18 protein-coding genes are annotated in these 19,188 nt (G+C 66.8%); 14 read left to right on the top strand and 4 right to left on the bottom strand.

All coding sequences use genetic code 11. From position 1 onward, the window contains the following. Positions 1–17: 17 nt before the first annotated feature. The 5 genes from C3E77_RS12845 to C3E77_RS12865 all read left to right on the top strand — a co-directional run bounded on the left by C3E77_RS12845 (position 18) and on the right by C3E77_RS12865 (position 4,794). Complete coding sequence (locus C3E77_RS12845) at positions 18–1,352, top strand: aminotransferase-like domain-containing protein (RefSeq protein ID WP_108392062.1); 1,335 nt, start codon at positions 18–20, stop codon at positions 1,350–1,352. Between the two features lie 34 nt (positions 1,353–1,386). Next, positions 1,387–1,707, top strand: a complete 321-nt coding sequence (locus C3E77_RS12850; RefSeq protein WP_232529025.1) for a hypothetical protein — start codon at positions 1,387–1,389, stop codon at positions 1,705–1,707. Between the two features lie 69 nt (positions 1,708–1,776). Further along, entirely contained in the window at positions 1,777–2,895 is a 1,119-nt protein-coding gene (locus C3E77_RS12855) for a LolA family protein (RefSeq protein ID WP_162925011.1), read from the top strand. Next, positions 2,892–3,866, top strand: coding sequence for an ABC transporter ATP-binding protein (locus C3E77_RS12860; RefSeq protein ID WP_108392066.1), 975 nt, complete (start codon positions 2,892–2,894; stop codon positions 3,864–3,866). Before C3E77_RS12855 ends, C3E77_RS12860 begins: the two co-directional genes overlap by 4 nt. After that, entirely contained in the window at positions 3,853–4,794 is a 942-nt protein-coding gene (locus C3E77_RS12865; RefSeq protein ID WP_108392068.1) for an ABC transporter permease, read from the top strand. The genes C3E77_RS12860 and C3E77_RS12865 overlap by 14 nt, the downstream gene beginning before the upstream one ends. A gap of 27 nt (positions 4,795–4,821) precedes the next feature. On the opposite strand, the gene C3E77_RS12870 is transcribed toward C3E77_RS12865, so the two are convergent. Beyond that, positions 4,822–5,619, bottom strand: a complete 798-nt coding sequence (locus C3E77_RS12870) for an SDR family oxidoreductase (RefSeq protein WP_108392070.1) — start codon at positions 5,617–5,619, stop codon at positions 4,822–4,824. Between the two features lie 61 nt (positions 5,620–5,680). On the opposite strand from C3E77_RS12870, the gene sigJ reads away from it, so the two are divergent. From sigJ to C3E77_RS12890, 4 genes are all read left to right on the top strand, one after another. Next, complete coding sequence (gene sigJ, locus C3E77_RS12875) at positions 5,681–6,559, top strand: RNA polymerase sigma factor SigJ (RefSeq protein ID WP_108392072.1); 879 nt, start codon at positions 5,681–5,683, stop codon at positions 6,557–6,559. A 133-nt stretch (positions 6,560–6,692) separates the two neighbouring features. Next, positions 6,693–7,700, top strand: a complete 1,008-nt coding sequence (locus C3E77_RS12880) for a putative F420-0 ABC transporter substrate-binding protein (protein WP_108392074.1) — start codon at positions 6,693–6,695, stop codon at positions 7,698–7,700. Beyond that, a complete protein-coding gene (locus tag C3E77_RS12885) occupies positions 7,697–8,779 on the top strand; it encodes a putative F420-0 ABC transporter permease subunit (protein ID WP_418288046.1) in 1,083 nt (360 codons plus the stop codon). Before C3E77_RS12880 ends, C3E77_RS12885 begins: the two co-directional genes overlap by 4 nt. After that, the gene (locus C3E77_RS12890; RefSeq protein ID WP_108392076.1) at positions 8,776–9,597 is read left to right on the top strand and encodes an ABC transporter ATP-binding protein; all 822 of its coding nucleotides are present in this window, start codon (positions 8,776–8,778) and stop codon (positions 9,595–9,597) included. Before C3E77_RS12885 ends, C3E77_RS12890 begins: the two co-directional genes overlap by 4 nt. An 85-nt stretch (positions 9,598–9,682) precedes the next feature. Here C3E77_RS12890 and C3E77_RS12895 read toward each other — a convergent pair whose 3' ends face one another. Together C3E77_RS12895 and C3E77_RS12900 are read right to left on the bottom strand one after the other, a co-directional pair. Continuing rightward, a complete protein-coding gene (locus tag C3E77_RS12895; protein WP_234031212.1) occupies positions 9,683–10,456 on the bottom strand; it encodes a coenzyme F420-0:L-glutamate ligase in 774 nt (257 codons plus the stop codon). A gap of 7 nt (positions 10,457–10,463) precedes the next feature. Further along, the gene (locus tag C3E77_RS12900) at positions 10,464–11,465 is read right to left on the bottom strand and encodes a TIGR03557 family F420-dependent LLM class oxidoreductase (protein WP_108392078.1); all 1,002 of its coding nucleotides are present in this window, start codon (positions 11,463–11,465) and stop codon (positions 10,464–10,466) included. 89 nt (positions 11,466–11,554) lie between these two features. On the opposite strand from C3E77_RS12900, the gene C3E77_RS12905 reads away from it, so the two are divergent. The 5 genes from C3E77_RS12905 (at position 11,555) to C3E77_RS12925 (ending at position 17,068) form a co-directional block, all read left to right on the top strand. Beyond that, positions 11,555–12,394 carry an exodeoxyribonuclease III gene (locus C3E77_RS12905; protein ID WP_108392080.1) on the top strand — a complete coding sequence of 280 codons (840 nt, stop codon included), beginning with the start codon at positions 11,555–11,557 and terminating at the stop codon, positions 12,392–12,394. 423 nt (positions 12,395–12,817) lie between these two features. After that, a complete protein-coding gene (locus C3E77_RS12910) occupies positions 12,818–13,603 on the top strand; it encodes a DeoR/GlpR family DNA-binding transcription regulator (RefSeq protein WP_108392082.1) in 786 nt (261 codons plus the stop codon). After that, complete coding sequence (locus C3E77_RS12915) at positions 13,600–14,598, top strand: 1-phosphofructokinase family hexose kinase (protein WP_108392084.1); 999 nt, start codon at positions 13,600–13,602, stop codon at positions 14,596–14,598. Before C3E77_RS12910 ends, C3E77_RS12915 begins: the two co-directional genes overlap by 4 nt. Before the next feature lie 53 nt (positions 14,599–14,651). Continuing rightward, positions 14,652–16,736 carry a PTS fructose transporter subunit IIABC gene (locus C3E77_RS12920; protein ID WP_108392086.1) on the top strand — a complete coding sequence of 695 codons (2,085 nt, stop codon included), beginning with the start codon at positions 14,652–14,654 and terminating at the stop codon, positions 16,734–16,736. A gap of 62 nt (positions 16,737–16,798) precedes the next feature. Next, on the top strand, positions 16,799–17,068 hold the full coding sequence (locus tag C3E77_RS12925) for an HPr family phosphocarrier protein (RefSeq protein WP_108392088.1): 270 nt from the start codon (positions 16,799–16,801) through the stop codon (positions 17,066–17,068). A gap of 65 nt (positions 17,069–17,133) precedes the next feature. Here the strand turns inward: C3E77_RS12925 and C3E77_RS12930 are convergent, their stop codons facing one another. Beyond that, a complete protein-coding gene (locus C3E77_RS12930; protein ID WP_234031213.1) occupies positions 17,134–19,149 on the bottom strand; it encodes a hypothetical protein in 2,016 nt (671 codons plus the stop codon). Between the last annotated feature and the right edge of the window lie 39 nt (positions 19,150–19,188).

Here is a 19,188-nt window from a genome sequence, read left to right on the forward strand (position 1 = left end):
CCGGATGGGGTTCCCCGATGCCTGAGTCGTACGCAGATCTCATCGACGATCGCTCGCCTCGCGGCATCGCGGCCGCTCTCGCGAGACTCATCAACTCCGGGCAACTGGCACCGGGTGACCGCCTCCCGACGGTGAGGGAACTTGGCGCGGAACTCGCCGTGAGCCCGGCGACCGTGAGTGCCGCGTGGCAGGCGCTGACCACCGTCGGCCTCATCGTCTCTCGCGGACGCAGTGGCAGTTTTGTGCGTCAGGCCGCCATGCCCTGGTTGAGTCCACGCATGCAGCGCATGGCCGGCTACACCGAGCAAACCCGCATCGACCTCTCACGGGGCACCCCGGACGATTCCCTGCTCCCCGCGCTCGGGCCGGCACTGTCGCGCCTGTCCGAGCACGCGACGACGTTCAGCTACACCGACCAGCCGGTGATCCCCACCCTCGCCGAGGAATTGAGACGAACCTGGCCGTACAGCACCGGCGAAATCACCGTGGTCGATGGGGCACTCGACGGTGTGTCGCGCGCGCTCGAACAGGTCGTCAGGTTCGGCGATCGGGTGGTCATTGAAGACCCCACCTTCCCGCCGTTCTTCGACCTCCTCGATTCCCTGGGCGCCGTACCCGTCCCGGTGCCCCTCGATCACCTCGGGATGCGTCCTTCCGCACTGGCCAGGGCCCTGACATCATCGCCGCGCGCGGTGCTGCTCCAACCGCGCGCGCACAATCCGACGGGCGCGTCGATGACCCAGGACCGCGCACGCGAACTGGCCGCGGTGATCACGGCATCCCGTCACGCCAGCGACGCCGTCGTGATCGAAGACGACCACTCCGCGGGGATCAGCACCGAGCCAGACGTCAGCCTCGGCAGCTACATTCCCGGGCAGGTGCTCCACGTACGCAGCTTCTCGAAAACACACGGCCCTGACCTGCGCATCGCCGCACTTGGCGGGCCGGATGAACTCGTGAACCGCATTGTGTCGAGGCGGATGCTGACGACCGGGTGGACGAGCCGAATGGTCCAGACGATCCTCACCGAACTGCTCACCGAGAACGCATCGGTCAACGCGGTCAATGAGGCGAGGATGGTGTACTTCTCCCGGCAGAAGGAGCTCGCCGCTGCTCTCGGCAGACACGGTTACGACGCCACCCTCGCTGACGGCCTCAACACCTGGATCGCCGTCGACGACGAACGAAGCGCGCTTGTGCAGCTGTCAGCCGCAGGCATCCGTGTGGCCGGCGGGACGCCGTATCTGTCGTCGCCGGATACCGGCTCGTTTGTGCGCGTCACGGCAGGGGTGCTGAGCGGTGAGTTCGATTTCGTCGCGGATGCCCTCGCGAACGTCGCGGTGAGGGCGTAGAACTGACGAAGGAATCCCTCACGGAAGGCTGACCATGATTGACGCACCTGCCGGATCGGTCATGCGGTCATGGCGCGGCTGGATCCGACCGGAGGATCGGGAGAACTACACCGAGTACCTGGAAAAAACCGGTCTCAGCGAGTATCGCTCGACGCCGGGCAACCTCGGGGCGATCGCCGCGTTCAGGGATCTTCCCGACGGACGGTGCGAGGTGCGCACGCTGTCGTGGTGGGAAAGCCGGGAACACATCGTCGCTTTCGCGGGGAGCGACATCGCGGTGGCCGTCTTCTACCCCGAGGACGACCGTTACCTCATCGACCGCGAGAGCTCCGTCGAGCATTTCGACGTGGGTTAACGGGTTTCGACGAAATCTCAGGTCTCCGGCGTATTATGACTCACCACTTCGATCCGAAGGATGTTGATCGTGTCGCGTAACTCTCTCAAGTGGCTTCCCGCCCTCGCAGTACCGGCGCTCGTCGCCGCGGGCATCGTCGCAGTGCCGCTCTCCGCTGGCGCGGCCGTTGACCTGCCGGATAAGACGGCGGAAGAGGTGCTCCTCCTGATCTCCGACAGCACAGAGGACTCGTTCTCCGGCACCGTCACGAAGACCGCCGAACTCGGTCTGCCCGACGTGGATGCCGCTACCGGCATGACCTCCTCCATGGGCGGCGCGTCAGGTCTTTCGGCCGAAGAGTCGAGCGAACTCGTCTCGAGCGCACTCGAACTGCTCAGCGGCACCCACGAGGGCAACGTGTACGTGTCGGGAGACAGCAATGTCAGGATCCAGATCAAGGACGAGCTCGCTGAGCGCATCGCGGTGCTGAACGGCACCGACGCCTGGTACTACGACTCCGAATCCAACGTCGCGACCCACGTCGCCATCCCCGCCGACCTCGAGTCGTCGCTCGAGGGCAAGCTCGACGGCCGCGCCGACGAGACGATGAACCCCGCTGAACTGGCGAACCAGCTCCTGACCGAACTCGAACCGACCACAAAGGTTGCGGTCGGCACCGACGCCCGCGTCGCCGGGCGGACCGTGTACGAGCTCATTCTCACGCCGAAGGCATCCGGAACACTCGCTGAGTCGGTGTCGATCGCCGTCGATTCCGAGACGGGGCTTCCGCTTCAGGTCTCCGTCGCGGCTGCCGGTCAGGACGAACCGGCATTCCAGGTCGGCTTCTCGTCAATCGATCTCTCTGACCCAGCGGCTGACCTCTTCACGTACACACCGGGCGACGGCGTCACCGTCGAGGAACAGCCGTTCCCCTCGATGCCGCCGGCTTCCGATGACGGACCGAAGCCCGACGACGGCAGCGGGCTTGTCACGACAGGAACCGGATGGGAGACCATCGTGGCCTTGCCGGCCGGTAGCGCCCCCGAGGGCTTCGAAGGCAACCCGATGCTCGACCAGCTGACCACAAAGGTCGACGGTGGGCGACTTCTCTCCACGTCACTTCTCAACGTGTTCCTCACCGACGACGGCCGCGTGTTCGCCGGGTCGGTGACCGTGGACAGGCTCCAGGCGGCTGCGAACGCAGAGTGACGGCATCCGCCGGGGCCTCACCCGAGCTCGCCATCGAGAGCTCGGGCCTGACCAAACGGTTCCGAACCCAGACCGCCGTCGATGCGATCGACCTCGCCGTGCCCCGCGGCTCGGTGTTCGGGTTCCTCGGCCCCAATGGATCCGGCAAAACCACGAGCATCCGCATGCTGCTCGGCCTCGTCAGCCCAAGCCAGGGTGAGGTCAGGGTGCTCGGCGAGAGCATGCCCGAACGACTGCGTGACGTACTCCCCCGGGTCGGTGCACTCGTGGAGGGCCCGGCGTTCTATCCGTTTCTGTCGGGACAGGCCAACCTGCACCGGCTCGACACGGCGGACCGGCACGCGCCACGTCGAACCCGCGGTGCGCGCATCGACGCGGCGCTCGAGCGGGTCGGGCTCACGAACGCCGCGACGAAAAAGGCCGGCGCGTACTCGCTCGGTATGAAGCAGCGGCTCGGCATTGCCAACGCGCTCCTCTCGCCACGCGACCTCCTGGTCCTCGACGAACCGACCAACGGACTCGATCCACAGGGAACACGGGAGGTGCGCAACCTCGTCAGCTCGTTCGCTGCTGAGGGAACCACAGTGTTCGTCTCCAGCCACCTGCTGGCCGAGGTCGAGCAGATGTGCACGCACGCAGCGATCATGAGCGCCGGCCGCATCGTGGCCCAGGGCGCGCTCGATGACCTTCGGGGCGCCGGTGAGTCCCACGTGCGGGTGCGAACACCGGATGCCGAGACCGCCGAGAGCGTACTTGCCCGCTTCGGGCTCACACCGACGCGCGAGGGGAAAGCCGACTCGCACGCCGAAGTATCCGCCCTCCTCCCGGCGACGACCGACCTCGATCCCGACCGGATCCTCCCCGCGTTGCTCGAGGCCGGCGTCCGTGTCCGCGGGTACGGCATCGAGGAGGCCAGTCTCGAGGAACGGTTCGTTGCGCTGACCGGGGAGGGATTCGATGTCGTCTCCTGAGCTCGCCCCGACCCCGCAACCGTCCCAGCCTGCGGCGACCCCGCGGAACGCCGGGGTCGCACTCGATTCTCCGGGCACAGGGCAGCCCGCCGCCACGCGTACCCGCCCGACCCTGGGCCTCGACCTTCTCGGAAGCGAACTCACCGTGCTGTTCCGGCGGCGACGCACCTGGGCCATGCTCGCGGCCGTCGCGCTCATTCCGATCCTTCTCGCCGTCGCCGTCCGCTTGACGGCGAGCGAGCTCGACCCCGGCGACGGGCCGCCGTTTCTCGACCGGGTGACCCAGAACGGGCTGTTCGTCGGGTTCACGGCGACGGTCGTTGCGATCCCGCTCTTCCTCCCGCTCACCATCGGGGTGGTCGCCGGGGATACCATCGCCGGCGAAGCAGGGCTCGGAACGCTGCGCTACCTGCTCGTGTCGCCCGCGGGCCGACTCCGACTGCTCCTGGTCAAGTACGCCGGAGCTGCCGCATTCTGCCTCGCTGCGACACTGACCCTCGTGGCTGTCGGAGCACTGATCGGCGCACTCCTGTTCCCGGTCGGGCCGGTAACGCTGCTGTCGGGCGAGACCATCGGCGTCGGTGAGTCCGTGCTGAGATCACTGCTCGTCGCGGCCTATGTCACCGTGTCGCTTCTCGGCCTGTGCGCGATCGGCCTCTTCATCTCGACGCTCACCACGGTGCCGGTCGGCGCCATGGCTGCGACGGTCGTCGTGTCGGTCGTGTCCCAGATCCTTGGCGCTCTCCCCCAGCTGGAGTGGCTGCACCCCTGGCTGTTCACGCAGCACTGGCTCGGTTTCGCCGGAATCCTCAGCCAGCCCGCAGACTTGAGCGCGTTCGGCACCAATGCGCTTCTCCAGGCCGGCTACATCGCCGTGTTCTTCGCACTCGCCTACGGCCGGTTCGCGACCAAAGACATCCTGTCCTGAGCGCGGTAGCACCACAGGGCTCTCGACTCAGGTGCGCACCTCGAGCCGTTGCGTGAGGAACTCTTCCCACGACTGACGCCCTACCGCGTGTTCCGGCGTGAGATTGGCTCCGCTGCGAAACGCCGCTGCCGCTCGACCTGGCATCGGCACCTGCACGATCCGTCGTCGCTGTCCGGTTCTCGCGAGATACTCACGAATCAGCTCGACCATCGTGTACACACGCGGGCCACCCATATCGGCAACGAGGCCGGAAGGCACGCCGAGAGCCAGCTCGACCAGCCGAGCGGCGACCTCATCCGCGGAGATCGGTTGAAATCGAAACCCGGCCGGGGAAGGAATCACGGGGAGCTTTGCAAGACCCTGCACGGCGGCGAGGTTGAGATCGTGAAACTGGGTCGCCCGCACCATTGAATAGGGCAATCCCGACTCGCGGATGATGTTCTCCGCCCCGCGCTTGAATCCGAAATAGCCGAACATCGCCCGATCGACGGCGCTTTCGATCGGAATCCGATCGGCACCGACAACGGAGATGTGCACGAGATGTTCGATCCGTTCCCTCTCCGCCGCTTGCACGAGGATCCGCGCCTTGTCGTCGTCACCCTTCTGGCTGCCTGCGCAGTGGATGACGGTGGACACTCCGCGGGTCGCGGCGGCGACGCCCGAGCCGGTGGACAGATCGCCAACGACGAATTCGAGCCCGTCGCCGTCTTCCTCCTGCTGACGGCTGAGCACCCGCACGTCTCGCCCGGCCTGGCTCAATCGCTTGACGACGAGTCGGCCGAGCGTGCCGGTGCCACCGGTGACGAGAATTGGTGATGTGGTCATTTTTCCTCCGCGAGGTTCGTGTTTTACTGACATGACCCCGAGAAGTGAGGGAGTGTGACACATGCACGTCGATCTCCTCGCCGATGCGTTCGAGTCGCACCGCACGCATCTCCGAGCCGTCTCCTACCGAATGCTGGGCTCCCTGAGCGAGGCTGACGATGCGGTTCAGGATGCCTGGCTGCGACTCAGCCGCAGTGATGCGGATGACATCGAGAACCTGGGCGGATGGCTGACCACTGTGGTCTCGCGAATCTGCCTGAACATGCTGCGCTCGCGTGTGTCCCGGCGGGAGCAGCCTCTGGGGCCGCACGTGCCTGATCCCCTCGTGAGCCGCGTCGACTCCGGCAATCCCGAACACGAAGCTCTCCTCGGGGACTCCGTCGGCCTGGCCATGCTGGTTGTCCTCGACACGCTCTCCCCGGCGGAACGCATTGCGTTCGTGCTTCATGACGTGTTCGCTGTGCCGTTCCCGGACGTCGCCGCCGTCCTCGCGGTCACACCACCGACGGCGCGACAACTCGCCAGCCGCGCTCGACGTCGGGTCGGAACCGCCCCGGTTCCCGATGCCGACCCCGCTCGCCAGCGAGAGGTGGTCGATGCCTTCTTCGCGGCATCCCGCAACGGCGATTTCGAGGCGCTTCTCAGCCTCCTCGACCCCGAGGTGGTGCTCCGGTCCGATGGCGGGGACAGCCGCCCGAGCATCACCCGGATCATCCGCGGGGGGCACGCACTCGGCGAGCAGGCAATTCTGTTTGCGCAGGGCGCGCCGTTCGCCCAGCCTGCCCTCGTGAACGGAGCTGCTGGAGTCGTCGTCGTCCGAGACGGGCGGCCTCTCTCGGTGATGGGCTTCGTGGTTCGGGACGGCGTGATCGTCGCGATCGATGTTCTCGCCGACCCTGAGCGGCTCCGCCGACTCGATCTGGTTCCCTGGCTCGGCTGACCTCGCCGTCGGGTGTATCGTCGAAAAAGACCGCCGGTTGGGTATGACCGGTCGAGCTTGCCCGGATTTGGGTGGCTGGTCGAGACGAGTACGCGTTGTGCTCTCTCACCCCGCACACTCGATCCGAGGTCACATGACTCTTCGTAACCCTGCCCCCCGTTTCTCTCGCCCTCTCGCTGCGATCGCTATTGCCGGCTCGCTCCTCGCGGTTTCCGCGTGTGCCGGCCCAGCGGCATCCGCCCCACCGTCGGAATCGGCCACCCCGACAGCGGCGAGCTATCCACTCACACTCGACAACTGCGGCACAGAGGTGACCATCGAGCAGGCGCCAGAGCGCGTGCTGACCATCAAGTCCACGACGACGGAGATGCTTCTCGCGCTCGGCCTCGAGGACAATCTGATCGGCCGTGCATTCCCCGATGGCCCGCTGCCCGACGACCTCGGTGGCGCCGACGTCCCGGTGATCAGCGACAAGGTGCCTGGGCAGGAGGCCGTCCTCGACCTCGAACCCGACTTCATCTACGCGGGCTGGGAATCGAACTTTTCGGCAGACGGCGCCGGCGATCGGCCGACGCTGCAGTCTCTCGGGGTGAACACCTACGTGTCTCCCGCCGCGTGCCAGGAAGCGGAATACGCACCGAAGTCGCTGAGCTTTGACGATGTCTTTGAGCAGATTCTCGAGGTGGGTTCCATCTTCGACGTGAGCGAAGCGGCCACCGAGCTCGTTGCAGAACAGAAAGAGCAGCTCGAAAAGATCGAGCCGGTCGAGGACGTCAGCGCCCTCTGGTTCTCCAGCGGATCAGACACCCCGTTCGTCGGTGCCGGATCCGGCGCGCCGCAGATGATCATGGATGCCGTCGGGCTCACGAACATCGCGGCGGACGTCGACGAAAGCTGGACCTCGTTCAACTGGGAAGCCGTCGTCGACGCGAACCCCGATGTCATCGTGCTCGTCGTCTCCGACTGGGGCAGCGCCGAGAAGAAGATCGGCGTGCTCGAAGCCAACCCGGCAACCGCCCAGCTCGACGCCGTCGTGAACAAGCGATACGTCACCGTGCCGTTCGCGACAGGCGAGGCCGGCGTGCGCAACGCCGAGGCGGCATCCACGATCGCTGACCAGCTGGCGGAACTGAACCTGTGACGCTGACGGCCGAGACCGGGGCACCGGCGGTGGGGATTCCTCACCGCCGGATCCGGCGCGGGCTGCCGACCGCTGTCTGGGTCGTCGTCCTCTCGGCCGTGCTCCTCGTGTCGATCGTGTTCGCCGTGACCTTCGGGCCGGCCGAGATCCGCCCGACGGAGGTCTGGGGGTCGATCCTCGGCCACCTCGGCTTCTCGCCGACGGCGCTCGGCGGTGAAGCGCTGTCACCGCTTCGCGACGGCATCGTCTGGGAACTACGGATGCCTCGTGTCCTCACCGCTGCGGCGGTCGGCGCCGGCCTCGCCCTCTCCGGAACCGTGATGCAGGCCATCACCCGCAACCCGCTCGCCGACCCGTACCTGCTCGGACTCTCGTCGGGTGCATCGCTCGGTGCCGTTGCCGTGATCCTGCTCGGGCTCGGGGTGCTCCTGCCCGTCGCAGCGTTCGGCGGGGCCGTCGCAGCCCTCGTCGGCACCCTGCTGCTCGCCGGCGCGATCGGTTCACTGACCCCGACCCGCACCGTGCTCGCCGGCCTCGCGGTGTCGAGTTTCTTCGGCGCGCTCACCAGCCTCATCATCTTCTGGTCCGCAACCGGTGACACCTACCGCGAAATCCTCAGCTGGCTGCTCGGCTCGCTGAGCGGTGCGCGCTGGCCCGCCGTTGCAATTGGACTCGGCGCCCTCCTGATCGTCGGCATCCCGCTCATGCTGACCGGCCGCACACTCGACGCGTTCGCGTTCGGTGACAACGCGGCATCCGCTTTGGGTGTCGGCGTGAATTCAACCCGGTGGACGCTCCTCATCGCGACCGCCCTGCTCACCGGTGCCATGGTCTCGGTCTCCGGCTCGATCGGTTTCGTCGGCCTCATCCTGCCGCACGCGGTCCGGCTCGTGGTCGGGCAACGCAACCGGGTTGTGCTTCCTCTCTCGGCACTCGCCGGGGCAATCTTCCTGCTCTGGATCGACACCGGCGCCCGCACGCTGTTCGACCCGCGTGAGCTGCCCGTCGGCATCCTCACCGCCGTCGTCGGCGCTCCGGTGTTCGCTCTCCTGCTGCTCAGGGGCAGGAGGGTCTCGTGACCGATACCACAGCCCCATCGACAACGGATGCCACCGCCGGTGCGTCCGCTCTCGCGGCGAACCGGCTCTCGTTCCGCCGCGACGGCAGGCTCATCGTCGACGGCGTCGACATCACGGTTCCCGTCGGGTCGTTCGGTGCCGTCATCGGCCCCAACGGTGCCGGAAAGTCGACGCTGCTGCACCTCCTGGTCGGCACGCTTCCCGCCGACAGCGGCACTGTGTTGCTCGACGGCGCCGACCTGCTCGGACTTCGACGCAGGGACCGCGCCAGGATCGTCGCGCTCAGCGAGCAGCACGGTGATTCAGACACCGGCCTCGCGGTCACCGAGGTGGTCATGCTCGGCCGGACACCGCATATCGGCAGGTTCTCCAGCGAGAGCGAGGCCGACAGGCAAATCGTCGCGGATGCCCTTGCCGCCGTTGGCATGGACTTTTTTGCCGACCGGCCGTTCGACACGCTCTCCGGCGGTGAGCGCCAGCGGGTGCACCTCGCCAGGGCACTCGCCCAGCAACCGAGGCTGCTGCTCCTCGATGAGCCGACCAACCACCTCGACGTGCGGGCGCAATTGAGCCTGCTCTCACTCGTCAGGGCGCAGACCGCGGCCGGGATCACCGCTGTCGCGGCGCTTCACGACCTCAATATCGCCGCGGCGTACGCAGACAGTGTCATCGTGCTGAGTGCCGGGCGCGTGGTCGCCGCGGGTGCTGCGGCATCCGTTCTTACCCCCGAGCTCATCGGCGACGTCTACGGCGTTCGAGCCGACGTGCTCGAACACCCGCGCACCGGGCGTCCGCTCATCGCGTTCGACACGACCTGACCCTTTTCACCGAGCGCTACACATCCTGCGTTCGGCTGCAGATGCTTCTGCAGCCGAACGTAAGGATATGCAGCGGTCGGCGAATCTAGCTCGAGCTTGCCGACGCGGCAGCAGCGGCGACTCCGGCAGCAAAGCCTGCGGCATAGGCCTCGTCACTGCCGAGCCGGAACATGTCACGCTCCGCGTCCCGCACGAGCGCACGAGCACCCGGCCCGTCGTCGTCAGTCACGATCTGCGCCATCCCGCGGGCAACCGCGACCGGGCGACCGGAAGCCTTGCCCTTGACCAGGTCACCGGCGGCGGCAAGCTCGTCGGCGGTTGCCGCAGCGGTGACAGTGAGCAGGCGACCGGAGGCATCCGTCGTCCCGCGCAGGTCATCGACGACACGGATGCCTGCGGCCCCGATGGCAATATCGGTCTGACCTTCACGCCACGGCCGGCCAACAGTGTCGGTGATGATCACGCCGACCCGGACACCGAGGCGGGTTCGAAGCTCGGCTCTCAGGGCACGGGCTGACGCGTCAGGGTCGACGGGCAGCAACAGGATGGTGCCGTCCGGGGTGTTGCTCGCGTCGACTCCGGCGGCAGCCATGACGAGGCCGAGCCGGTTCTCGACGATGCGGGTGACGCCGCCGGGGTGTTCGCGGCTCGCAACGACCCGAACGGTCTCCGCGGTGATGGCCTCTTCGCGGTCGACGGCGTTGAGCTGCCTGCCCTCCGCCTTCGACACGATCTTCGAGGTGACGAGGAGGATGTCGCCGTCCGCGAGTGCGCCATCGGCGGCGGCAGCGATCAGGGCAGCAAGGTCATCGCCAGGCGCGATCTCGCCGATGCCGTCGAGGGGAAATACTGTCAGCACGCTGCGCCTATCGCTTGAGGGAGGGAAGAACGTCGCGGCCGAAAGTCTCGATCCACTCACGCTGGTTGCGACCGACGTTGTGCAGGTACACCCGGTCGAACCCGAGGTCGATGTAGGACTGGATGTGCCGCCGGTGTACGTCGGGATCGGCGGAGATCACCATTCGGCCGTCAAAGTCCTCCGCCCGCACCATGCGCGCCATCTGCTCGAACTCGAACGGCGACCTGATGTCGGACTTCGGAAACCGCATGCCACCGTTCGGCCACTCGACCACGGCGTTGCGGCGCGCTTCCTCCTCGGTCGGGGCCCAGGAGAGGTGAAGCTGAATCACCTTGGTCATCCCGGACGGGTCCCTGCCGACGGACCGTGCACCCTCATCGAAGCGGGCGAGCAGCGTTGCCACTTTCTCGCGCGGCGCCTCGACAGTGATGAGCCCGTCCACGGTCTTTCCCGCACGCTTGGCCGTGACGGGCCCGGAGGTAGCGACGAGGATCTCCGGGGCAACCTCCGGCATGGTCCACAGCCGGGAGGATTCAAGCTTGTAGAACGGGCCGGTGTGTTTGGCATCCCGACCGGCGACGGATGCCGCGAACAGCTTCTTGATCACGTCGACCGCCTCGAACATGCGACTGATCCGCTCGTGCGCCTCCGGCCAGTACGCCCCGACGACATGTTCGTTGAGTGCCTCGCCAGAGCCGAGACCGAGCCAGTGCCTGCCCGGATACATGGCCGCGAGCGTGGCCGACGCCTGCGCGACAACGGCGGGGTGCATGCGGAAGGTCGGAGCCGTGACGCCCGGCCCGAAGTTGCCCGTCGTCCGTTCACCGAGGGCGGCAAGCACGCTCCACACGAACGACGACTGTCCCTGCTGCGGAACCCACGGTTGAAAGTGGTCGGCCGCCATCACGCCATCGAAGCCGTGCTGCTCGGCGTACGCGCTGAGTGCGACGGCCTCCTGCGGTGCGAACTGCGAGAGCATGGCCGAGTATCCGACAGAGAGTGACGCCATTGTCCCATCTTGGCGCACAGAACCCCCGAGAACCACGACGAGAGCCACGAGCGAACAGAACCGTCACAGGTCTCAGCTAGCGTTGACGCATGCGAATCGCCACCTGGAACGTCAATTCAATCCGCGCCCGCGTCGGACGCACCGTCGACTGGATGGTGCGGGAAGACATCGACGTGCTCGCGATGCAGGAGATCAAGTGCAAGCCGGAGCAGTTCCCCCTCGAGGCGTTCGAGGCGGCAGGGTACGAGGTCGCGATCCACGGCTTCAGCCAGTGGAATGGCGTTGCCATCGCCAGCAGGCTCCCGCTCGAGGATGTCACGACCACGTTTGAGGGTATGCCCGGCTTCCTCAAGGGCCAGGAAGGCCCTGACCTCCCGAAAGAGGCTCGGGCAATGGGTGCGACGATCAACGGCGTGCGACTGTGGAGCCTGTACGTTCCCAACGGCCGCTCGCTGGATGACCCGCACTACGTCTACAAGCTCGACTGGCTGGCCGCACTGAAGAACGACACGGCGAATTGGCTCACGAAGAACCCCGGCGTCCCGCTCGCACTCATGGGCGACTTCAACGTCGCCCCGTTCGACAGTGACATGGGCGACCCGAGCATCATTCCCGGCCTGTCCACCCACGTCTCGCCAGCTGAGCGCGAGGCCATCGCTGCCTTCGGCGAGATCGGCCTGACCGATGTCGTCCGCCCTCTCGTCCCGGAGGGATTCACGTACTGGGACTACAAGCAGCTGCGTTTCCCCCGCAACGAGGGCATGCGAATCGACTTCATCCTCGGGTCGCCCGAATTCGCCGAGCTCGTCACGGCTGCCTCGATCCACAGGAATGAGCGCAAGGGTGAGGCTCCGAGCGATCACGTTCCCGTTCTGGTCGAACTCGACCTGCCCACCGAAGACGACGACGACCGGCCCATGATCTTCTAGAGCCGCTCTGCACGAGGCTCCCCGCATTCCAGTACCGCGCTGCCTGAGCCTTCGGAAGTGCGGTCGGTTGGCGTTCGAATGCCACAAAACCGCGGAATGAGCGCGCCATACCGCGATTTTGCGGCATCCGAGCGCTCGGCACTTCGAGCCGCCTTCTCTCAACTGACGCAAACGCACCGTAAAGACGGCCCACCCGTGACTTTGCGTCCACCGAACGGATGCCGTCGCCCCTGGGGATTGCGTCGGCGGGCTTCACAGTGGCCCAACGTGGGTCCGCGGATTGTGCGGCGTTTTTGGTTTTTCTGTGTTTCGCTTGCGTTCCCACACAATCGGGCATAAAGTCACTGAAACAAAGATTCGTCCGGGCGGTGGTTACCGCTGGACGGGTTCCGGTTCAGAGAAGTCCGAGGGGTCAGCGTCGACATGTATGCCATTGAACGCCACGAGCGAATAACGAGGCTTCTCCACGCCGGCGGGCGCGTCACCGTAGCCGGTCTCGCCGATGCTCTCTCGGTCACCGCGGAAACCGTGCGGCGCGACCTCGACATCCTCGAACGCCAGGGTGCACTTCGCCGGGTCCACGGCGGAGCCGTGGCCGCGAGCAAGACCAGCCTCGTCGAATCGACGGTCGCCGACCGTTCCGGCAAGGCACGCGAGGCCAAACTCGCGATCGCGCGTGCAGCGTTCGCGTTGCTCGGTGACGACTTCCGTGGGTCCATCCTCCTCGACGCCGGCACGACGACCGGTGCCCTGGCGGAGCTTCTCGCCGAGTGGCACGGCAGCGGCCCATCGAGCATGACGGTCATCACGAACTCGGTGCCGATCGCCGCCCTGCTGCACCACAACCCGGCACTCGACCTGCACCTGCTCGGTGGCAGCGTGCGCGGGGTCACGAGCGCAGCGGTCGGCGGCAGCACGCTCGAACAGCTCGCGCACCTGCGCCCCGACATCGCCTTCCTCGGAGCCAACGGTCTCTCCGCCGACTTCGGACTCAGCACCCCGGAGGAGCGCGAGGCGACGGTCAAGTCCGCCATGGTTCGCGCAGCACGTCGCACTGTCGCGCTCGTCGACTCGTCGAAGCTGGGCGACGAAGCGCTCTACCGGTTCGCTGAACTCCGGGAACTCGACACCCTCATCTCAGACACCGACCCGATCGGGACGCTCTCAGCGGCGCTCGACGCCGACGACGTGGAGGTAATCGTCGCATGATTCTCACAGTCACACTCAACCCGTCGTTTGACCGCACCGTCGAACTCACCGCACCGCTCGAACGGGGCCAGGTGCAGCGAGCTGCCGGTGCCGTCCAGGAGCCGGGCGGCAAAGGCGTCAACGTCTCCCGCGCGCTCCATGTGGCCGGAGTCGACACTCTCGCGGTACTCCCCGGCGCACCGGCGGACCCGATGGTCATCGCCCTCGAGGCCGACGGCATCCCCTCCCTCACGATTCCCGTGACGAGCCCGATCCGTTCGAACACCACGCTCACCGAGCCTGACGGAACGACGACCAAAGTCAACGAACCTGGCGCGCCTCTGACCGCTGAGACGGCCGAGGCCATCCTCGAGACCATCGTCGCGCGATCAGCGGATGCCACCTGGCTGGTTCTCGCAGGATCGCTGCCCCCGGGGATTCCGGTCGACTTCTACGCGCGCATTGTGAGCGCCGTGCGAACAGCCGCCTCCCGCAACGGCACCAAGGCACCCCGCATCGCCGTCGACAGCTCGGGTGCACCGCTTGCCGCGCTGCTCGCGTCGGACGAGGCCGTCGATCTGATCAAGCCCAACGCCGAGGAACTGTGGGAACTCGCCTCAGGCCTCGGCATCACCGTTCCGGACGACGACCCTGAGTCGCTGGGCTTCGACGATGACGCAGTCGTCGACGTCGCAAGCCGTGTGCTGGAGCACGGCCTCGATGCTGCGCTCGTCACACTTGGCTCGCGCGGTGCTGTTCTTGTCAGCACAACCGAGGTAGTGCGGGCAGCCGCGCCCCGAATTATCGCCCGCAGCACCGTCGGCGCCGGGGACTGCTCTCTCGCCGGCTTCGTCCTGGCGTCCGAGCGCGGAGACGATGCTGCGGGGTGCCTGGCCCAGGCCGTCGCCCACGGCGCGGCAGCCGCGTCCCTTCCCGGTTCACAGGTTCCCACCCTCGAACAGGCGGCTTCCGGCCCTATTGCCGTGACCCGTACCCGTCGCACTCTTACCGAGTAGCGCCCTTCTTCACACGACGTTCCCGCACCACCACATTGAAGGATTCTCGTCTCATGTCATCTCTCATCACACCGGAACTGGTCATCCTCGACCGGGACCTCGGAACCGACCGTGCAACGGTCATCCGCACACTCGCGACGCTCGTCGTCCAGAACGGCAGGGCGACCGATGTCGACGCCCTCTTCGCCGACGCCTGGGCACGGGAGTCCCAGACCGACACCGGGATTCCGGGCGGCCTCGCGATCCCCCACTGCCGTTCAGAAGCGGTCACGGTTCCGACGCTCGTCATGGCTCGCCCGAACCCCGGAGTCGACTTCGGCTCAGACGACGGCCCCGCCGACATCATCTTCTTCATCGCCGCACCCGCTGGCGCCGACCAGGCCCACCTGGCACTGCTGTCGACGCTCGCTCGCTCGCTGATCCGTGAGGACTTCACCGCTGCGCTCCGCAGCGCCCCGACGCCACAGGCGGTCGTCGACCTCGTCAATGAAGCCCTCGCCCCCGCGGCACCCGCCGCTGCCGAGTCGGATGCCGCGACCGGCACCGCCGCTGCGACGAGCACCGGTACCGCCGCGACCACCGGCACCGCGACATCCGCCCCCTCCACGACGGAGGACAAGCCCGTACTCATCGCGGTGACCGCGTGCCCCACCGGAATCGCGCACACCTACATGGCGGCAGACGCCCTCGCCGCAGCGGCGAAACGGGCCGGTGCCGAACTGCACGTCGAGACCCAGGGCTCATCGAGCGTCACACCGGTTGACCCGTCGGTCATCGGGCGGGCGTCAGCCGTGATTTTCGCCGTCGACGTCGACGTCCGCGACAAGAATCGTTTCGCCGGGCTGCCGCTCGTACAGGCACCGGTCAAGCGCGGCATCGACGAACCAGACAAGATGATCGCCGAGGCTCTCGCCGCCGCGAAGGACCCCAACGCACGCCGCGTCTCGGGTGGCGGCGCCGAACCCGCAACGGCCGGCGACGACACCAGGAATGAGCACATCGGCCAGAAGCTCAAGCGATACCTGCTCACTGGCGTCAGCTACATGATCCCGTTCGTCGCCGGAGGCGGTCTCCTGATCGCGCTCGGCTTCCTGCTGGCCGGTTACCGCATCACCGACAACGCCGGCGAGATCGTGCTCACCAACAGCCTGCTGAACCTTCCCGATGGCGGGCTCGGCCAGTACCTCGGCGCTGTGGCATACGTCATCGGCAACGCGTCGATGGGCTTCCTGGTCCCGGCACTGGCCGGCTATATCGCCTACGCCATCGCTGACCGTCCCGGCATCGCCGTCGGGTTCACCGCCGGAGCCGTCGCCCTCGTCATGAACGCCGGCTTCCTCGGCGGACTCGTCGGTGGTCTGCTCGCCGGATTCATCGCGTGGGCCATCGGGCGCATCAACGTGCCCCGCTGGCTCCGCGGTCTCATGCCCGTCGTGATCATCCCGCTCGTCGGCTCGATCTTCGCCTCCGGGCTCATGATCGTGCTGCTCGGCGGACCGATCGCTGCACTCATGACCGGACTCAGCAGCTGGCTCAACTCCCTCACCGGAACCTCCGCCGTTCTGCTCGGCCTGATCCTCGGCGCGATGATGGCTGTCGACCTCGGTGGCCCCGTCAACAAGGTCGCATATGCCTTCGCCGTTGCGGGACTCAGCGCTGGATCGTTCGAGAACCAGGCACCGTGGGCCATCATGGCCGCGGTCATGGGAGCGGGAATGGTTCCGCCCCTCGCCCTCGCTCTCGCGACGCTCGTCGACCGCAAGCTGTTCAGTGCCGCCGAACGCGAGAACGGCAAGGCAGCCTGGCTGCTCGGTGCCGCGTTCATCTCGGAGGGCGCGATCCCGTTTGCCGCCGCAGACCCGCTCCGGGTCATCCCGGCCGGAATCGTGGGCAGCTCGATCACGGGCGCGATCATCATGGGCACCGGCGTAACCTCGCAGGCACCGCACGGCGGTTTCTTCGTATTCTTCGCAATCGGCAACTTCGGTATGTTCGTCCTGGCGATCCTCGTCGGAACCATCGTCTCCGCTGGCCTCGTCATCCTGCTCAAGCGTTTCGTCCGGCGTCGCCCGGTCGCCGATGAGACGACGACGACGGATGTCACGGCGGTCGAACAGGGCATCCCCGCCACGGTCTGACCCCCGGCGCCACCCCCACTCACCGTCAATTCACTTCAGTTCACTCCAGTAAAGGAATCTCCATGCCAGAACGCTCAGCAGTCATCGGCAGCCGTGTCGGTCTCCACGCCCGTCCCGCCTCACTGTTCATCGATGCGGTGAAGCGCCAGCCGGTCAAGGTCACCATCGCGAAGGGTGACAGCGGGCCGCTCAACGCGGCGAGCATCCTCTCCATCATCAGCCTCGGTGCAACGAACGGTGAGACGGTCACCCTCGCGGCCGAAGGAGAAGGAGCCGATGAGGCTCTCGACGAACTGGTCGCTCTGCTCGAAAGCGACCTCGACGCCGAGTAATCAGGTTCACGCATAACGGAGGCCAGACGCATTAGTTGCGTCTGGCCTCCGTCGTGTCTGGGCAGCTACCCCTTGGTCACTATCGCGAACCCTCCCGGTTTCACCGAGATCTGGGCGACACCGCTGATGGAGTGCTCGGCCACAACGACGCCCCGCGAGTCGTAGCTGGTGAGAGTCCCAGCACCGCCGCCCGCGTTCACCGAGACCCGCTGCGTGACAGCGCTCGCTGAGTGCACGAGCTCCGTGCTCCGGCTCGGCCCGGCGAATTTCAGCCGGGAGAAGAGCGGTCGGACGATCAGGGCGTCGACCTTGACCGGCCCCGTCACCGCCGTGACCGACACCGCGGAGCTCCTGGACGGAGCCGCGATCGGCAGCGACTGCGGTAGCAGCGCACCGGGCACCGCCGTGACGCCCTGCGCGCCGACGCCATGCTTCAGCAATCCAAGCGGCACGTATCCGCTGCGCCACAGTGAACTGGCCTTTCCGTTCGCCGCCGAGAAAACGACGGGAGTGATCAGTCGCGCGGTCGTGGCGGACCCGAGAGAGAACGTCGCGGAGCGGCCCCGACTCAGTTCAAGGTAACCACTCCCCGAATACTGGGACTCACCGGTCCAGGTCGATTCGGGAGTGACGACTCTGCCGGTCGTGGATGTCGCGGATTCGGCCTCGACGACGGTGGCTCCCTCTCGCGAGACAACGGTGGTCAGCCCGAGTGTGCGATCTCGAAGTTCGGGGTTGGCGTCGAGGGCGAGCATCGACAGCTGCCCGTGAATCGTCGACTCGGCTCCGCTGTTGCGGTTGACGGTTCCGTCCGCCGCGACGCCGTCGAACGTCACACCGGTTGATGGGTCGTAGACGGCGGCGCCAGACGCGTTGGTGCCGAAATACCAGCTGCCAAAGAGCGACGCGAGGTCAAGAAGGCCGGGAAGCCCCGCGGCCTCGGACACAGCCACAAGCGACTGCAGTCGTGAGTCGACGCCGTATGCGATCTGGGTACGGTCGACGGGCGCGGGATTCCACCCGTTGTCGGGGCCGCCGGCGGTGAGCAGGATCGGATCGAACACCGCTGAATCGGTAACGGCTGGTCGGAGCAGCACTGGATCAGCCAGAACAACTGATGCCTCGGCGAGCGCTGCCGGCATCTGCGATCCCCAGGCGTGCCAGATCGACCGCGACTCGGCCCACGGAAGCACAGCGCCGTACGGCCAGTTGCGAGCGTCACCCGATCCGAGCGCCGCGATGCCCTCCGCCAGTTTGCTGGTCGCGTCGCGCACCCGCTCATCGTCCGGCGACGCGTTGAGATAGGCCGACAGCCCGAGGACTGCCTCGGCGCTGGCATCCCCCCCGTTCGTGATCAGCCACGCCGGAAGCTCGACCCCGTCGACCGTGAGGTATTCGCCATACCTCGAGAGCGTCTGCCGTTCGAGGGCGGCAACGCCGAGAGTGAGACGCTCGGAGAGGAACTGGGCGAACTCAGGATCACTCTCCTGGAAGGCCGCAAACCCCTCACCGAATGCCCAGAGCGACCGGGCCAGCCAATAGCTCTCCCCCGAGTCGGATGGGTCTGGCAGCTCGACGGGCTCTGCGCTCGGGTTGAGCGTGCCGTCCGGTTGCATCCACAACACCACGTTTCCGGCGTTCGGCCCGGATGCCGTCTGCAGGTATGCCGTCGACCTGAGCAACTCGTACGCGCTCTGTTTCGAGGACTCGTCGCCGAATTGTGTCCAGTGCCTGAGGTAGACGACCGCGGCTCGCGCAACATCGTCCGCGTTGTACGCGCCCTGCCCCCAATATCCGGTGGCCGGGTCGAGAGGTCCGCCGCCAACCCGCTCAAATGTTCCGCCATCGCGGGCATCAGCGTAGGTCCACGGCATGACGAGGGCTGGTTCCTCGGCCAGGCGCCACGTGGTGTGCTCGGCTGTGTCGGCTGGCGTCACGTCGTCGAGGAGAAAGTCGAGGTGTGAGAGGTTGCTCAGCTGCGGGGCGTCGGCCGTGGCCGGCGAGGCAAGCCCGATGCTTCCCGCAATCAAGACGACGCTCGCGGCCACTGCCGCCAGACGCCGTACCAGTGAATTCGCCACAATCCCTCCAACGCCGTCGTTGTATCGAATCAACACCCG

Source organism: Mycetocola zhujimingii (assembly GCF_003065425.1).
Taxonomy (GTDB): Bacteria; Actinomycetota; Actinomycetes; order Actinomycetales; family Microbacteriaceae; genus Mycetocola_A; species Mycetocola_A zhujimingii.

What these genes read in the sequence shown, in the direction of transcription:
- C3E77_RS12900 (WP_108392078.1), bottom strand. Translation starts at nt 11,465, where the DNA reads ATGGCGTCACTCTCTGTCGGATACTCGGCCATGCTCTCGCAGTTCGCA.
- C3E77_RS12865 (WP_108392068.1), top strand. Translation starts at nt 3,853, where the DNA reads ATGTCGTCTCCTGAGCTCGCCCCGACCCCGCAACCGTCCCAGCCTGCG.
- C3E77_RS12915 (WP_108392084.1), top strand. Translation starts at nt 13,600, where the DNA reads ATGATTCTCACAGTCACACTCAACCCGTCGTTTGACCGCACCGTCGAA.
- C3E77_RS12845 (WP_108392062.1), top strand. Translation starts at nt 18, where the DNA reads ATGCCTGAGTCGTACGCAGATCTCATCGACGATCGCTCGCCTCGCGGC.
- C3E77_RS12925 (WP_108392088.1), top strand. Translation starts at nt 16,799, where the DNA reads ATGCCAGAACGCTCAGCAGTCATCGGCAGCCGTGTCGGTCTCCACGCC.
- C3E77_RS12870 (WP_108392070.1), bottom strand. Translation starts at nt 5,619, where the DNA reads ATGACCACATCACCAATTCTCGTCACCGGTGGCACCGGCACGCTCGGC.
- C3E77_RS12910 (WP_108392082.1), top strand. Translation starts at nt 12,818, where the DNA reads ATGTATGCCATTGAACGCCACGAGCGAATAACGAGGCTTCTCCACGCC.
- C3E77_RS12880 (WP_108392074.1), top strand. Translation starts at nt 6,693, where the DNA reads ATGACTCTTCGTAACCCTGCCCCCCGTTTCTCTCGCCCTCTCGCTGCG.
- sigJ (WP_108392072.1), top strand. Translation starts at nt 5,681, where the DNA reads ATGCACGTCGATCTCCTCGCCGATGCGTTCGAGTCGCACCGCACGCAT.
- C3E77_RS12920 (WP_108392086.1), top strand. Translation starts at nt 14,652, where the DNA reads ATGTCATCTCTCATCACACCGGAACTGGTCATCCTCGACCGGGACCTC.
- C3E77_RS12905 (WP_108392080.1), top strand. Translation starts at nt 11,555, where the DNA reads ATGCGAATCGCCACCTGGAACGTCAATTCAATCCGCGCCCGCGTCGGA.
- C3E77_RS12850 (WP_232529025.1), top strand. Translation starts at nt 1,387, where the DNA reads ATGATTGACGCACCTGCCGGATCGGTCATGCGGTCATGGCGCGGCTGG.